Here is a 15203-nt window from a genome sequence, read left to right on the forward strand (position 1 = left end):
AATTTACGGTTTTTAGCTTTTTTTATAGAATGTCTTAACCTCGTTATTGTACTCAACGCTAATAGAGTCGCTATATACGGTCTTTATCTTCATATCCCCTATAGTCTCAGACTCTCTTATTTTGTACATTTTATTATTCACAGTAATAGCAATAAGCCGTTTACTGCTTAGTCTATTCTTTATAAAACCGTGATAAATTACGCTGGGCCAAATTGTTTTTGAATATGTAGGGCTTTTACTAACCTTTTTTTTAGGTACTATCTTTTCTGTCCTTAGAGGAGTCGCCTTACGAGGCTCACCAAAAGGGCTTCGCTTTGGAAAAAATAATTCTACCGAGTCCTTGGTAGTTCCCATATCTAAATCCACACTGACAAAGTTATCAATGCCTGTTGGACTTGTATTGACCACCTCTTTTTTTATGAAGGCTTTAAAGAATATGGCCCCATAAATAACCACACAAAGTGTAATGAGTAGAGCATTTATGGTTTTCTTTTGCATTATTCTATCGTCAAGGTTCGTGTTATACTATTGTCACTTTGATTCCCGGCCTGGTCATAGGCTCTTACCCTCCAATAATATACTCCTGTATTTGAAAAAGTATACTGATAGGTGTTATTTTGGGTGTCATCCGAAAATAATAAGGAACTAAAGTTAATATCGGATGCAATTTCTATAGTGTTTGTCACAGTCGATTGGATATTGCCCGTATCCGTGCCATTGGTCCAATTAAAGGTGACTTCGGTAGTACTTGTAATATTATCATCTGGAGTATTCAAGGTGGGTATATTAGGAGCTACTCTGTCTATAAAGAGTGATCGTTCCGAAAAAGTGGTTTCAGAAGTGGTATTTACACCTTTGACTTTCCAAATGTACTCGGCATCGACATCAAATAGGGCAGCGTCTATATTAAAACTTGTTGTCGTAATACCGGCTTCCTGATATATGGTCGTTTCTCCATTGTTGCTTTTTACGACTTCTGAAGTATAAGAGTCCACGCTGCTCAACGTATTCCAAGTAAATGTGATGTTTGTGTCATTGGTATAGAGTTCATCTGAGGGTGTTGAAAGGAGTACACTTTGATTAGTAAGATCATCCGAAACTTCTACAGTAAAATTGACGGGAAATGTAAATTCTGTTTCGTAAGCGAAATTTTCACCCTTAACACGCCATTGATAACTCCCTTCATTTAAGTTATATTCTAATAGATTTTGAGACACCAAAGAATCTAATGCGAGCGTCTGATTTTGATCCAAAACCTGCACCCTGTAGTTATCGGCCCCGTCAAGATTTTGCCATAAAAATTGCACCGTATTTCCCACTACAACCTGTCCTTCTGCAGGTGACGCGATTTGTACGGTATCGCCAGTAATATCCTCTTCTAGAATGTCATCGCAACTGTAAATGACTACGATTAATAAAAAGCAAAGTAACTTAAATATTTTTTTCATAATTCTGTAAAATTAACTTGAGAAAGAGTTTTTTTGAAGACGTTCTATAATTTTTTTCGGTATAAAATTCCGAGCAAACCACTTTGGAGGCCGTAAAGTCCTTTTCAACAGCATGTAACAACTTCAGCAGCGTGTTGTAATCCCCTTCGACCTGTAAGACATTAGTATAAATAGTGAACTCATCATCACTAAAGACATGTGTGTCCTCGATATCGTGAATGTTAATATCAAAGTCGGTGCTAGTCACAAAGTCTAATATGAGTTCTTGCACCAGTTCGGGATCTTTGGTTTGCCCACCAATAAGGTCATTTAACTGGGCAATTTCATTTTTAAGAAAATAAATCTGTTGATAAGACCCATCGACGGTATTTAATTTCTTATTGATATTGCTCAGTTGACTTCTGATTTCAAAGATGCTCTTAAAATTCTTTTTATAAGCCGCCATAAGAAGTATGACGAAGCCCACAATAATAAAAAGAAACTTTTTTTTATATGTAATGTTCTTAAACATCAGAGTGTGATTTGAATTAAGAATTCATTTTCTGATTTTGAATCTTCCCTGTACTTGGTAATTTCTAGATCTTTTACCCATGCTATTCGCTTTAAGTCTTTCACCCAAGTATTAAATGTGCTATCAGAGGTCGTATAGCCCCCAATTTCTATGCGATTTAGATGAAAGCTTATTTTTTCGTCTGGTTTTATCTTTCTAGTGGGTTGTTTAAGTTTAATAAGATCCAATGAAATTGTCGAAGGTACCGACTTACCAATATCACTGAAATAGCGCACCGCATAGTTTTTATCGATTACACCGCTAGACATCAATACCTTTTCTTTTAGAACACGTTCCTCTTTTAAGGTATTGAGTTGCACTAATGATTGGTTTGATAATGACATCAAGGATTCTTTTTCGGCGAGTTCCTTGACTTGATGCTGTAGGAGAAAATGGCTTAAAAACAAGGCGACCATGATTATGGCCAACACGGCTGCTCCATAAATCTTAAAATACCTTTTGTATTTGTGCTGTTCTCTGTTAAAGCTCAAATGTTCATCCTCTGTTTTAATCTGCGTATTTGGATATAAATAATCAATTAATGATGCCAAAAGAACCGTTTCCCTCTCATTGATCATATCATTTCCAATCGCGTATGTGGTGTTTATCTCTGTTTTCTTTTCATAAGATACTATGGAGCCATTCTCAAGTGTTATCTCATAATTATGACCTGCCAAAACGGATTCGTTTTTTAAGGCTAGCTGCAGATTGATGAGCACAAAAGGGCCTAATGCCATATGGACCACGTAGCGGTCTAAGGCATTGATCTGTGCCAATAACTCGGTAATGGCCGCTTTTCTGGTTAGGGACGCAAAGATACTTTGGTCCTGATGGTACTCATAAAAATAAAAGTCATCTGGATTGGACTTAAAAATTAAACCATTTCTATAACCAACTGTGTGTTGTACATCCTTAGAAATCACCGTATCTCCATCTATATGGACGATAATAGGATAGTTTTTCTTAAGGTATTTTGAGGTGGAAGCATCGAGTTTAGAGAAGTTTTGTCGGTTTAAAATATGGATTTCCTGATCTTTAAAAAGGAACTCCATGAGATGGTAATCGGCAGTGCCGTCATTAGTATTTACACCCAAAACATAAAAGGTCTTGGATTCCTTTATAGTATTTATGAGCTTTTTTATCATTATACTAATAGGTTACTGTTGGTTTAATAAAAATATGAAGTTTAGATTTTTCTTTTCGTTTGCGTCTTCCACTCGTAAACCAGCTAAAAGGTGGAATTCTTGAGAAAAATGGGACACCTGTTCCTGAGTTTTCATTTTCTAGTTCTTCTAATCCACCCAATAAAATCATCTCGTTATTTTTCACACTAATTAAGGTCTCAAACTTTTGGGTAGCCTTTCCTGGAGGAGCAGTCTCTGCAACCCTTCCTAAAAAAGAACTGCGTTCTACTACAATATCTAAGGTCACCGTTTCGTCCTTAGAGACGAAAGGCTTAATATTGATACTAAGATTGGCCTCGGTAGATTTCCAGGTTCCTGATTGTAATATATCGGTGGTTACATTACTAGTTAGTAGTTGGTTATTTTGTTCAAAATAATAGTTTGTTTCTCCAATAGTTGAGTTGGCTTCATGTCCGTTCAAGGTGACCAGCTTTGGAGTGGATGAAAGTTTTATCAATGAGTTATTCTCTAAAAAGCTAAGATTTAAATAGAACTGCTCAGTAACTTTTCCCAAATTAATGATGCCCAATCCATTAAATGCATCTATAAGATTATTCACGGAATTTGCATTTAGCGAAACATTGGTAGAGGGATATAAAACACCAGAAGTGGTTCTGGTTTGGTCATCCAACCCAGCTTGGATCCCTGTTTGGATTTCATAAGACTTTTGATATTGGACGATGATGACTTCTATTTGAATGACAGGGACTACCCGATCAATTTCCCTGATGTAATCCTTAAACTCTTGTATATGGGTTCTAGAGCCGGAAACCACAAATCCATTGAGCTCTAAAAACTCTTTGACCTCTAAATTTTGGGTTATGGTAGCAGGAAGGGAGGCCAGTACGGTCTCTATGGTTCGGTTTTCTAACTGGACCAACTCAGTAGTTCTTAAGCCCTTAGTATCATGCTGTCCTATAAGATAAACGCCATCTACAATCTTATAAGTGTAATTCTCCCCAGTAAACAGATGGTCTAAAAGTTGATCGAAAGTAATGCCTTGAGCAATTAGTGTTGTGGCGATGCCTTCGGGGGTGTCATACATAGAAACGCTGATATTTAGCTGATCTGCAGCTTCTATAATCATTGCTGCAGCATCGGCTTCATATGCTCTAATGGATAAAAATCCTGAACTGGTTAATTGCATCTCAAAGTCACCACCGTTATCCGTATTACCCCTCGTCTGTTGTCTTGATGTACCCCTTCTGTTCCCTTGGTTATTAGCAGGGACTTCTTTGGGTGTTATGTCCTTATTTAAAAAATAGTTCTCATTGTCATCAACTGTTAAGGACAAACCATTGGACTTAGACATCATTTCCATGACTTGGTGAAAGGGTCTATTGAGAATGTAGGAAGATACTTTTTGATCCTTTATATCTGGTGCCAATATCACATTTTTTCCAGAGGCATCGGTTATGGCCTGAGCTACTCTTGGTAAGGAATCATTTTTCAATTTTACAGATAAAAAATTGTTTGCATCATTATAGCTTACATCTATGGCCTTTAAGGGCTCAGGTTTTTCCTCTACAACAACTTCTTTCTTTTTATTAAAGATGATAATATTATTGCTGACACTAACATCCAAATCGTACTTATCAATCAAAAATCTAAAAACGTCTTTCACGCTCACATCAAAGAAATTACTTCGCACAATATCCGTCAGCTCAGGATCAATACTTACATTTAATTGGTGTTCTTCCGCTAGCGTCGATAAAAAATCGTAAAGTGTTAATCCAGTAAGATCAATCCGAATACTTTCGTTTAAGCTTTCTTTGGTCTTTGATAATTCTTCAATTTTTGCATTAAAGGTTTCTATGCTGCTTTGGGCAAACCCAAATTGCAACATCCCTACAACTGCTATTGAAATAATACATTTTCTAACCATAAACTATGAATTAATAAGAATGGGGTAGATCTCGTCCAAAGATGTCATACCGTTTGCAAACACCTTAAAAGCTTTATCCGCGAGTTTTTCGTTTTTTATAAAATCTGAGTTTTCAATGGTATTGGATTTTATAGCATCAGCAACCTCTAAGGAAATCGGTAAAATTTCGTAAATCGCTTTCCGACCTTTATATCCCGTATGGAAACATTGATCACATCCTACCGGTGCATAATGCGTCTTTAAAGATTGAGGAAACTTGAAATTTCTGGGGAAATCTTCAGGATTTACCTGAACTTCCTTTTTACAAGAATCGCACAAAAGCCTCAATAAACGTTGTGCCACCGATAGATTAATGGTTTCAGCAATTAAAAACCCTGGAACGCCCATATCCAATAGCCTAGAGATCGTTCCTATGGACGAATTGGTATGAATAGTAGATAACACGAGATGCCCTGTAAGAGACGCTCTTATGGCCATTTGTGCCGTTTGGGCATCCCTGATTTCACCTAACATAATGATATCGGGATCTTGTCTTAAAAATGATCGCAGTGCAGAAGTAAAGGTTAGCCCTATATCCTCCTTGAGTTGCACCTGATTGATTCCTTTTAATGTATATTCAATAGGATCCTCAACAGTAACAATATTGCGTTTTATATTGTTTAAATGTTTTAATGTGGCATAAAGGGTGGTGGTTTTTCCAGATCCGGTAGGGCCACTAATTAAAATGATACCATTGGTCTTTCTAACCGCTTCGAGATAAAGCTGTAAGTCTTTATCTTCAAATCCTAATTGATTAATATCCAGGCTCGAAGCATTTCTACCCAGAATACGCATCACTACCTTTTCACCATAGTGCGTCGGAAGGATGGATACCCTGATGTCAAAATCTTCATATTCGATTCTGCCATCTTGTGGTAAGCGTTTCTCTGTAATGTCGAGGTTAGACTTAATTTTAATTTGATTAATGAGTTCGAGGTAATTTTCCTTTTTTATGGTGTTCTTTTCTATCAGAAGCCCATCAATTCTCAGTCTCACCCTAGCATCCTTTTCATAAACTTCTATATGAATATCACTGGCGCTGATATCCCTAGCCTCAAAAATCAACTCTTCTAAAAAATTATTTGAAAACGATACAGATCTGGTGTTACGGTTATTGGCACGATAATATATAGACAGTGCTTTTTTTACCGACAGGCTGTCCTTAAGTTCCAATACCACCTTTTTGTTTAGAATAAGCTCCAACTCGCTTTGTATGGCTTTTGAATTACCAGCGCCTTCTTCGTCCATATAAAATGTCAATTCATCCTTAGATATGGATTTAGGGATGATCTTAAAATGATTGGCCAGATCAGCATTAATACTTTGCTGCAGCTCTACGTTAATATCGATATGGTCTATATGTTGTGTGGGCACTATAATGTTGGAATTTCAATTTTAAAAAGGAACTTGAGGCCTAAGTTAAGGCCGAGAAAAATGGATAGGTAACCCGCAAGTGGAATAGTCTCAATGGTTTTGAACATATTCGTTATCAAATGTATACCGAGTGAAAATATGAGACCTGACACAAAAAACAAAATGAATGCCTGTAAACTAAATAAGGGAGTGATGGCTAAGAAAAATAAGATATCCCCCAGGCCAAGCATCGTGTCAACTGGATTATAAAGGCGCTTTTCCTTTATTGAAAAATACAGGAACAGTCCTAAAATATTTAAGCCCACAAACAGAACATTATAAAGCATATGTGTAAAATTCAGCTTAAAATCTAAATAGTTTATAGCCAAGGCCACAATTACTAAAAGTAATGGTAGACTCATATGTATAGCTCTGTATTTAAGGTCTTGAACGATAATGATAAGTAAAATGATACAAAGACATATGTATGCCACGGTTAATGCCATACTAATCCCTCACAATTTCCTTCAAAACTCGGTCGTGGTTGATTTCCCAAGTATTGTAATTACCATCACCATCAAAATCCTGCAAGGAGGTAGCCGTGGCCTTAAAGGTATTCATGGAGGCCTCAATGACTTCTATTTTATAGACGGCTTGCCCACCTTTATCTATGGTGAGTTCATGCTCAAAGCCCAGCTCGTCAAAATCTGCCGTATAGCGTGAGTATCTGTAAAAATGACTTTTTTGCAAACCATGAATCATACTCAGCATATTCTGAGCTTCTATAGATTTTGCTGATGTTACAATAGAGGTTTGATTGGGTACTACTAAATAAATAAGAATTCCAATAATGCATAATACTACAAGTATTTCTTGCAACGAATATGCTTTTACATAACCCTTTTTCCCCGTTCTTAAATTTTTATGCTTAACCATTCTTAAAAAATTATTAACCGACAAAGTAGAAAAAAATACACTACTAAATATTAACCGAAAGTTAACATATTTGTGCGAAAATAATGTCTTTTTTAACAAAGAAAAAATCGCTATTTTCACCAAATGTTGTCATTTTCTGATTTATGGCATCATAAGACGTTCTTTTATATATAAGCTTTAGATAGAAATAGGATTACTATCCCTTCGGAATGCTAATGCCAAACCGCCATGGCTCAACAGATACATACCGTTATGGGTTTAATGGTAAGGAGAAAGACGATGAAGTCAAAGGGGAAGGTTTACAAGTTGATTATGGGTTTAGGATTTATGATCCTAGGTTAGGTAAGTTTTTATCTATGGATCCTCTAACTTCTAACTACCCATGGTTTACCCCATATCAATATGCTGGTAACAAACCTATTAAATTTAAAGACTTAGACGGTCTTGAGGAGGCACCTAATGATAGGGATACGGATCCATACGAAACTTATAAATCAAAATCAAAAAATTCATTACTTGAATGGTTAGGTATTTTAAGCTCAAAAGAAATCTCAAGTGTAAATTTTGGTGATCAAAAGCAGGCTGATGCTTTTCAAAGAAGACAAGAATTAGCAGATAAAAAATGGAATACGCACGTTGAAAATGCGATAAAAGTTAAAAAAGATTTACTCAACGTAGCAGATATAGTACTTCCTGTTAATCTAGCACATATCCTTGTTACAGGTCAAGATATAGAAGGTAATACACCAACACCAGGTCAGATTGCAATGGAAATAGCCTCTGTCGTACCAATTGCTAAATGGCTTGGCAAAGGGTTTAAAGTCGTAGTTAAACACGGTGATGGGTATATAAAGTTAGGCGAAGAAGCGCTTCAAAAGTTTATGAAGCATAACCCTTGTGGTTGTTTTGTGGCGGGAACTGAAGTTCTAACTGATGATGATTACAAAAATATTGAGGATATAAAAGTTGGTGATTTAGTTTGGGCTTATGATGATAAAACACAAAAATTAGATCTTAAACCTGTAACTAATATCTTTAGTTATACTAGAGACCATGTTTACAAAATTTACTTTGGAAAGGAAGTTATTGAAGCTACCAAAGACCACCCATTCTTTATTGGTGGTAAATGGATAGAAGTAAAAGACATCAAAATTGGCGATAAGCTGACCCTTTATAATGGTAAAGAAGTTTTAATAGATAATATAACTTACCATAAAGGCGAATACAAAGTATTTAATTTTGAGGTTGCAGATTTTCATACGTATTATGTTTCTAATAAAAATGTACTAGTTCATAATACTAACTGTGATAATATCGCTGATTTATTATCAAAAAAGGGTAAGGGTCTGTTAGACGATAGTTTAATTGATAATGTTAGTTTAGATGGATTTTTTGAAATTACAGATTCAAACGCTTTCTTCCACATATCTGATATACACAATAACGGTATTAAAGGTGCTTTGAGGAGCGTTACCGATCTTTTGGAAAAAGCTGCAAAAAAATCTAAATCGGAACAGGCAACAATAATGTTTACTACTGTTACTAATAAAGATTTGAAAGATCCTAAAATAGGTAAAGAAATAGCAGAAAAACTAGGTTTTGATTTCAAAGTTATTGAGGGTACTAGTGGTACTAATGTTATTTGGACTAAGATAATGGAATAGAATAATTATGCTTGATTTTAGACTAGAAACAATTGTAGAAGTATCATTAGCCTCTGTGTCAGGTGACTTTTCAGAGTGGTTTGATTCGGATAATTGCGAGATATTATTTGTAAATTCGTCAGGGATTAATAAGTCAGAATATTTTGATTTTCTTGAAGGTGAAATAATTGTATTTCAATATAAAACTACTTCCTACCGTTCAATAATCACTAATCAAAGGGTTTTATCATTGAAAAATGGTAAAATAGAGTCATTGATGTTGGGCGAGATTAAAAAAGTAAATAAGCCAAAACAGTTTTATATGATTGATGGTGAGATTAAAGAGTTTCCTCTTATTAAGCATGTAATAATTGAGTCTAATGATGGCAAAACAATAAATCTTAACGCGGAGAATTCTGTTTCATTATACTTTATTAGAATCTTAGTAAGTAATTTATTTTTTGTAAAAACTAAAGGCAAGTATTATTATTTGCCTAATAAATATAGATAATCCCGATAGCGCTAACCTAGACGCAGATAGCATCATGCATGGACTTGCAGCCATGCAATAAAACAACTGCACATACTTTGACTTAGAAGGATGACTCAAAAATGCATTTTGCCTCTCTGGTACATGATTTCCTGTTCTGAGTACAGCACCTCTCAAAGTCTTCTTCGAAGGACAAGGTAGTCGAAGGGTCGAAGTATATGGCGTTCCAAATAAATGATCAACCAAGCACAAAATTTAAGTTGTAGTGGTGAGCTCTTTTTATAAAAAGCTCAATCATAGTTTTTTAAATAATAGGATATACCCAAATGTAGTGATACCTACCGCTCCAAAATCTGACTTAAATTAAAAATAGGGGAGTACATCGCAATCATAATAAAGCCCACAACACCACCTATGAAAATAATCATTACAGGCTCTAAAATTGTACCAATCATTTTGGTAGAATGCTCAATGTCTTTATTGTACTGATCAGCGAGTCCGTTATACATTTTATCAAGTTCATTCACCTGTTCGCCTATAATGGTTAAAGAGATAATTTTTTGCTCAAAAAAGGAATATTTCTTTAAGCTATTGGCTAAGCTCTCTCCTTTTAAAACATCGTCTTTGGCGCCGATCAAAGCTCTTTTAAGGGGATAAAAGGAAATCATCTTTTCGGTAAGATCCAAGGCCGTTATTAAAGGCGTTTTGGCCGATAATAATAAACTTAAAGACTGGCAAAACCGCGCCAAATACACCTTTTTAAGTAATTTGCCAAAGAAGGGTAATTTTAGTAGTAATTGCGCTGTAAAACTTCTGTAAGTGTCGTTGGTTTTTAAAAGTCTGTGACCGATAATACCGACTAATACCAACCCGAGAAAGACTATGGCTATGGTATTAAAGTGTTTGGAAAGATTCACAACAAATTGGGTGATGGACGGCAAGTCCTTACCAAACTGCTGAAATACCGTGGCGAACATAGGCACTACATAGTTGAGCATAAAATAGAGCACCGCAAAAGTGATGATGAGTACAAATACAGGATAGGCGAGTACAGATACCACCTGGCGTTTCATACCGATCTTTCTTGAAAAGTAGGTTTCCAATTGTTTAAAAACTTCGGGCAGTCGTCGCGTTTCTTCCCCGATTTTAATACTGTAATATTCATAAGGGCTAAAGGACTTATGGGCCTTAACCGCTTCGTGCAAGGTCTTTCCCTTTACCACATCGGTATTAATGGCTTCGTAGATCTGTTTTATGTGCTTCGACTTTTGCTGCTCGGTCAACAATTGTATGGCCTGATTAAAGTCAATACCGGAGGATATCAAGGTGGCAAACTCTCGGTAAAAAGCTTCTTTTTGTTTATCTGAGAAGCGCTTTAGACTAAGGCCTTCAAAACTAAAATCCGTTTTGGATTTGATCTTGGGTTTGGAGGTTTCGTATCGACTGACATCAATCTTCATGGAACAATTGTTTATTAATGATGGTGTTGGGAGGTTGCTTTAAAAAGTAATGGGCACTGATAGTATCATTGAGCAATTTAAAGGCTACAGTTAATTGCGGTGGTTGGCGCGTTGCAGCCGCTGAGAACGTTTTACTTAAGATATTGATTTTGAAGGTGTCGCTATTAATACCTTCAACCGTTCGTGTAATAACCGTTTTGTTAAAGTTGTAAATCACATCGGGTTTTAAATAGTTGTTGAGGATCAATTGGCCTTCACTAAAGTTGCACGTTGTAGATTGGTTAATATCCAGTAGTAAGGTGGTATTGAAAAGGTTGTAATTAATGATCTCAGTGTTTTCTTTTTCAAAAATCGCCATTTGTTTATTAATCAATGTATATAATGAATAGCTTAAGGCAATGATAATACCTGTTAAAATAAGGCTTATTAAGGCCTCTAACATTGTAAATGCACTAATTCTTTTCATCTAAATACAAGGGTGCTACTTTAGGGATGGTATGTGTTTTGTTGCCTGTTTTGATTTTAAAATCGAAACGAATAATATGCTCCTTTTCTAAAATAGTAACCTGTTTTTCAATTCTGTAATCCTTATAGACGTAATCCTCATTCTCAAAGTCTTGGTCGGCCATAGATTGCTGATACAACTCCTCCACCTGATGTTTTGCATTGTAACTAAGCACGGATTTGTTTTGCTTAATGACATTGATATAAACCAAAAAAGCGACCAAAATGCATATCGAAATAATAGCGATAGCAATCACCGATTCTACAAGAGAGTTGGCTTTTAGAGACTTAGAATTCTTTGATAACTTCATATCTGGAGTTCTCAGTATTAAACAATGGTAATCTAACAAAATTTTTGGGTAAACGCTCGCTGTCGATATTACAATTTTGAATCATGTTTTCGTATTCTGAGGATTTGGTCTTTAAAACAAAACGGTCGGAATACACCGTGCCTGTAATTTCGCCTTCCAATTGTGTTTCACCATAGCAATACACGTCACCAATAATCTGCGAATCGGGCGCGATGGACAAATGTCGTTTTAAGGAGCCGCTGTAGGTGTTGCCATTAATCACAATTCCACCTGCGATTTTAGCATCCTTTTTTATGCTAACACTTATAGAATCGATATCGTTCTCTACATAAATGCTCGATGGATATTTTAATAATGCACCATTATTGATCTCAACATGTTCTTCGGAGATGATCTGAAGATTGCCAGTAAAGTTGGGCGCGATGACAACTGATGGGGCAATGACCAAAATGTCCTCTATAGTATTTGATGTTTCTATGTCCATTGGGTTTTTGGAAAATAAAATAATATTGCCTTTTAATTCCAGTTCCTCTATTGTGGTATTGTCAGAGACATTAATGACTAAGGTCGGCTTACTAAATTCATTAAAAATTGACCTTGAATTGAAGTCACTTAAGGATTGCATTTCGGTGTCAAATAAGCCATAGTCTAAAACATCCGATATCTTGGGAAGTACATCTTCAGATTTTAGAGTAGTTCCTTTGATGGTTAAAGAGGTCTTGATTTTGTTATCGATATAACCACGCTCTGTAGCACCTTTAGGCACTTTAATGTCGCCTATGATCGATGACTTTCCCGATAGTTTCAGTATATTGTCATAATCGGTAACGTAAAGCGCTAATTTGTCATTGCTATCAGAAGATTTTCCTATTAAGGCGGACTTAACAATCGTATCGGTCTTAAAGCCCGTGGTACAAATCAATACGTCATAAAACCCCCATTTTTTCTTGATTCCCGTCGTCGTAATACCAGTATTAAAAATATCGATGGTATTATTTTCTTCATCTAAGGTGCTGTAATTAGACAAGAAGTAATTAAAAGACGCATTATTGGTGTTAATCAATTCCTCACTAAATTCTAATTTATCGATAAGTATATTTTGATAATGGGCTATAAAGACCAAACACCCGCACAAGACAGAGATAATCACACAAATAAAAATCGTGTTGGATAGAGAAGAGGACTTTAAATAAAACTTTGATAACATATGAGTGATGACAAAATCTTGTAAAGATTAAAAATAGGCTATTTCCACCGATATTATGAGATCATGTCTAAAGAAAATGCTTTGAAGGATACCATACGGCAAGCAATAAAAACAGAGGACATTTCAAAACCAACTAGTTTTCATCATTCAGTATGTTTTTATCAACTTTAAATAGTTTCCCATGGCCAGGGATGATATAATCTGCATGTTTTAAAAGTAGTTTTCGACTCTCGACCAAAGCCTGCATATCCATATCAATGGCTTGCATATGGTCTGGTTGATGAAGGTTAAATTGTTGTTCTTCCGTATCAAGCCACCAAACGACATCTCCAGCAACGGCAACCTTACCTTTCGGCGTATTCACAATTAATGAAAGGTGCTGTTTAACATGCCCTGGTGTATGGACAATTTCAATGTCGTTACCTAGAACGTGCTTATTAAATTCTGTCATAAGGTCTTTCTCATACATTAAATCGGCATCATAAGTGATGTACTTGGCGTTTTCAAAAATACCTGCCAATAATATATGATCTGGATGATAGTGGGATAAGAACACATAATCGATATCATTTGTTTGTAATTGTTCAGCGCTTAAGGCTTGTAATAAGGCTTCTCGATTACATCCGGGATCAGTGATAATCTTTTTATCACCTGTTGTAATCAAGCAAACGGTTGAACTGGCTTTCCAGCCTTTATCGAGCGGTATGGCGTAACCTTGGACTAAAACCTTGATTTGGGTCATAATTGGAATTAAAAACTTTTGAATCTGTAGCCTTTCTAAAACTGCAACGTTATTATTTATAGCCCTTAAAATACACAAATTTATGCAATCCATACATTCGGTATTGACGTTTACTTTTGAAGTGAGAAGAGGCTTTTTTGCCTAAATATTGCAATGGTTCAATACAGACAAAAGTTCTGTGTGTACAGGAATAAAAGCATTTCACAAAACCAAATAAGTTTTCTATCTTAGTGATACCCTTTAAAAGAACCATTAATAGCAAAACCTTAACGTTATATGTTTTGCTATGCCAAAAAAAATAGGAAATATTGAAATCTATATGGGACCCTCCCAAATAGGTAGCCCCGACAATCTTCTCACTCCAATAATCGACTTCATTGATGGCGCTCAAAAGAACTTGAACATTGCCGTACAAGAAATTGATAATGTTGACATTGCGAAAGCCATCATCAGGGCAAAATCAAGGAAAGTTAGGATACGGGTGGTACTAGAAGCTGATTATCTTATCTCCAAAAAGACAGGACCAGATCCCTTTAAATCCAAAGGCTCTACTTATGAAGTTAATCGAGAGTTGTACAATGCTATTTTAAGATCAAAAATTCGTGTGAATTCGGACTTTAATCCTAAGATTTTCCATCAAAAATTTATAACAAGAGATAATACTTCTGTTCTGACTGGGTCGACAAATTTTACTGATAATGGTGTCGAAAAGAACCTCAACCATATTATTATTGTTCACGATGAAAAAGTTACAAAAAGCTATAATGATGAATTTAAGGAAATTAGAAATGGACATTTTGGAAAATTTAATATTGGGCACGATAGAAGACCAAAGGAGATAGAGGTGTCTGGCGTTAGGGTTAAGACACTCTTTGCTCCAGATCATAATCCCGAAATGGAGATCATGAAACAAATTGCTAAATCCCAGAGCCATGTCGATTTTGCAATCTTCACATTTGCCAAATCATCTGGAATTGACGATGAGCTCGTGAGTGTTTCTAGGCGTGGTGTTAACGTGAGAGGGGCTTTTTATGCCATGCAAGCTAATCAAGATTGGTCGGCAAAAGATACCTTCAAAGGTAGTCAAGCCCAACTTTTCTTAGTGCCCAAAAAAGGACTTTCCAATCCAAAACCGAGAAAATTGCACCATAAGATAATGGTGATCGACAAGCAAGTCATTATTGCGGGGAGCTTTAATTACACCGCACCTGCTAACTTAACGAACGACGAAAACATTATCATTTTAGGGGATTTGGATGCAATAGATCCTCAGGAGATTAATCGCCAAAAGGACTTGGCCAAGTACGTTTTAGATGATATAGATCGGATTATTGAAGACTACGGGGAAGTTATTATCAACTAGATAATAATGCCATAAAATATCAAAGGCATACTTAGTCCTATCTTGACTATAGACTATTACTCTCGAAATTTATAGAATACTAGTTGGA

Annotated in this window: 16 protein-coding genes; 3 read left to right on the plus strand and 13 right to left on the minus strand. The window is 35.8% G+C overall.

What is annotated here, in order from left to right:
- Window positions 1-12 precede the first annotated feature (12 nt).
- From ACO052_RS11265 to ACO052_RS11300, 8 genes are all read right to left on the minus strand, one after another.
- On the minus strand, window positions 13-498 hold the full coding sequence (locus ACO052_RS11265; RefSeq protein WP_422103853.1) for a hypothetical protein: 486 nt from the start codon (window positions 496-498) through the stop codon (window positions 13-15).
- Window positions 498-1448, minus strand: coding sequence for a hypothetical protein (locus tag ACO052_RS11270; RefSeq protein WP_422103854.1), 951 nt, complete (start codon window positions 1446-1448; stop codon window positions 498-500). Before ACO052_RS11270 ends, ACO052_RS11265 begins: the two co-directional genes overlap by 1 nt.
- Window positions 1432-1959 carry a hypothetical protein gene (locus ACO052_RS11275; RefSeq protein WP_422103855.1) on the minus strand — a complete coding sequence of 176 codons (528 nt, stop codon included), beginning with the start codon at window positions 1957-1959 and terminating at the stop codon, window positions 1432-1434. The genes ACO052_RS11270 and ACO052_RS11275 overlap by 17 nt, the downstream gene beginning before the upstream one ends.
- A complete protein-coding gene (locus tag ACO052_RS11280; RefSeq protein WP_422103856.1) occupies window positions 1959-3143 on the minus strand; it encodes a PilN domain-containing protein in 1185 nt (394 codons plus the stop codon). The genes ACO052_RS11275 and ACO052_RS11280 overlap by 1 nt, the downstream gene beginning before the upstream one ends.
- Window positions 3144-3147: 4 nt before the next feature.
- On the minus strand, window positions 3148-5067 hold the full coding sequence (locus ACO052_RS11285) for a type II secretion system protein GspD (protein ID WP_422103857.1): 1920 nt from the start codon (window positions 5065-5067) through the stop codon (window positions 3148-3150).
- A gap of 3 nt (window positions 5068-5070) precedes the next feature.
- Window positions 5071-6480 carry a GspE/PulE family protein gene (locus ACO052_RS11290; RefSeq protein ID WP_422103858.1) on the minus strand — a complete coding sequence of 470 codons (1410 nt, stop codon included), beginning with the start codon at window positions 6478-6480 and terminating at the stop codon, window positions 5071-5073.
- On the minus strand, window positions 6480-6881 hold the full coding sequence (locus tag ACO052_RS11295; protein ID WP_422103859.1) for a hypothetical protein: 402 nt from the start codon (window positions 6879-6881) through the stop codon (window positions 6480-6482). The genes ACO052_RS11290 and ACO052_RS11295 overlap by 1 nt, the downstream gene beginning before the upstream one ends.
- Before the next feature lie 85 nt (window positions 6882-6966).
- Window positions 6967-7395, minus strand: coding sequence for a type IV pilin protein (locus ACO052_RS11300; protein ID WP_422103860.1), 429 nt, complete (start codon window positions 7393-7395; stop codon window positions 6967-6969).
- Window positions 7396-7610: 215 nt separating this feature from the next.
- On the opposite strand from ACO052_RS11300, the gene ACO052_RS11305 reads away from it, so the two are divergent.
- Together ACO052_RS11305 and ACO052_RS11310 are read left to right on the plus strand one after the other, a co-directional pair.
- Window positions 7611-9059 carry a polymorphic toxin-type HINT domain-containing protein gene (locus ACO052_RS11305; protein WP_422103861.1) on the plus strand — a complete coding sequence of 483 codons (1449 nt, stop codon included), beginning with the start codon at window positions 7611-7613 and terminating at the stop codon, window positions 9057-9059.
- Between the two features lie 7 nt (window positions 9060-9066).
- Window positions 9067-9549 carry a hypothetical protein gene (locus ACO052_RS11310; RefSeq protein ID WP_422103863.1) on the plus strand — a complete coding sequence of 161 codons (483 nt, stop codon included), beginning with the start codon at window positions 9067-9069 and terminating at the stop codon, window positions 9547-9549.
- A 317-nt stretch (window positions 9550-9866) separates the two neighbouring features.
- Here ACO052_RS11310 and ACO052_RS11315 read toward each other — a convergent pair whose 3' ends face one another.
- From ACO052_RS11315 to ACO052_RS11335, 5 genes are all read right to left on the minus strand, one after another.
- Window positions 9867-10988, minus strand: coding sequence for a type II secretion system F family protein (locus ACO052_RS11315; RefSeq protein ID WP_422103865.1), 1122 nt, complete (start codon window positions 10986-10988; stop codon window positions 9867-9869).
- Window positions 10978-11454, minus strand: coding sequence for a hypothetical protein (locus ACO052_RS11320; RefSeq protein WP_422103866.1), 477 nt, complete (start codon window positions 11452-11454; stop codon window positions 10978-10980). Before ACO052_RS11320 ends, ACO052_RS11315 begins: the two co-directional genes overlap by 11 nt.
- The gene (locus ACO052_RS11325; RefSeq protein ID WP_422103868.1) at window positions 11441-11803 is read right to left on the minus strand and encodes a hypothetical protein; all 363 of its coding nucleotides are present in this window, start codon (window positions 11801-11803) and stop codon (window positions 11441-11443) included. Before ACO052_RS11325 ends, ACO052_RS11320 begins: the two co-directional genes overlap by 14 nt.
- A complete protein-coding gene (locus ACO052_RS11330) occupies window positions 11781-13010 on the minus strand; it encodes a hypothetical protein (protein ID WP_422103869.1) in 1230 nt (409 codons plus the stop codon). The genes ACO052_RS11325 and ACO052_RS11330 overlap by 23 nt, the downstream gene beginning before the upstream one ends.
- 133 nt (window positions 13011-13143) lie before the next feature.
- On the minus strand, window positions 13144-13845 hold the full coding sequence (locus tag ACO052_RS11335; protein ID WP_422103870.1) for an MBL fold metallo-hydrolase: 702 nt from the start codon (window positions 13843-13845) through the stop codon (window positions 13144-13146).
- A gap of 193 nt (window positions 13846-14038) precedes the next feature.
- On the opposite strand from ACO052_RS11335, the gene ACO052_RS11340 reads away from it, so the two are divergent.
- The gene (locus ACO052_RS11340; protein WP_422103871.1) at window positions 14039-15115 is read left to right on the plus strand and encodes a phospholipase D-like domain-containing protein; all 1077 of its coding nucleotides are present in this window, start codon (window positions 14039-14041) and stop codon (window positions 15113-15115) included.
- Window positions 15116-15203 lie beyond the last annotated feature (88 nt).

The sequence above is a fragment of the Winogradskyella sp. genome, from assembly GCF_965228925.1.
In the GTDB taxonomy this organism is placed as follows: domain Bacteria; phylum Bacteroidota; class Bacteroidia; order Flavobacteriales; family Flavobacteriaceae; genus Winogradskyella.

Coding starts and splice junctions, on each gene's coding strand:
- ACO052_RS11315 (WP_422103865.1), bottom strand. CDS start 10,988: ATGAAGATTGATGTCAGTCGATACGAAACCTCCAAACCCAAGATCAAA.
- ACO052_RS11280 (WP_422103856.1), bottom strand. CDS start 3,143: ATGATAAAAAAGCTCATAAATACTATAAAGGAATCCAAGACCTTTTAT.
- ACO052_RS11305 (WP_422103861.1), top strand. CDS start 7,611: ATGCCAAACCGCCATGGCTCAACAGATACATACCGTTATGGGTTTAAT.
- ACO052_RS11295 (WP_422103859.1), bottom strand. CDS start 6,881: ATGAGTCTACCATTACTTTTAGTAATTGTGGCCTTGGCTATAAACTAT.
- ACO052_RS11310 (WP_422103863.1), top strand. CDS start 9,067: ATGCTTGATTTTAGACTAGAAACAATTGTAGAAGTATCATTAGCCTCT.
- ACO052_RS11285 (WP_422103857.1), bottom strand. CDS start 5,067: ATGGTTAGAAAATGTATTATTTCAATAGCAGTTGTAGGGATGTTGCAA.
- ACO052_RS11340 (WP_422103871.1), top strand. CDS start 14,039: ATGCCAAAAAAAATAGGAAATATTGAAATCTATATGGGACCCTCCCAA.
- ACO052_RS11300 (WP_422103860.1), bottom strand. CDS start 7,395: ATGGTTAAGCATAAAAATTTAAGAACGGGGAAAAAGGGTTATGTAAAA.
- ACO052_RS11335 (WP_422103870.1), bottom strand. CDS start 13,845: ATGGATTGCATAAATTTGTGTATTTTAAGGGCTATAAATAATAACGTT.
- ACO052_RS11325 (WP_422103868.1), bottom strand. CDS start 11,803: ATGAAGTTATCAAAGAATTCTAAGTCTCTAAAAGCCAACTCTCTTGTA.
- ACO052_RS11320 (WP_422103866.1), bottom strand. CDS start 11,454: ATGAAAAGAATTAGTGCATTTACAATGTTAGAGGCCTTAATAAGCCTT.
- ACO052_RS11265 (WP_422103853.1), bottom strand. CDS start 498: ATGCAAAAGAAAACCATAAATGCTCTACTCATTACACTTTGTGTGGTT.
- ACO052_RS11330 (WP_422103869.1), bottom strand. CDS start 13,010: ATGTTATCAAAGTTTTATTTAAAGTCCTCTTCTCTATCCAACACGATT.
- ACO052_RS11270 (WP_422103854.1), bottom strand. CDS start 1,448: ATGAAAAAAATATTTAAGTTACTTTGCTTTTTATTAATCGTAGTCATT.
- ACO052_RS11275 (WP_422103855.1), bottom strand. CDS start 1,959: ATGTTTAAGAACATTACATATAAAAAAAAGTTTCTTTTTATTATTGTG.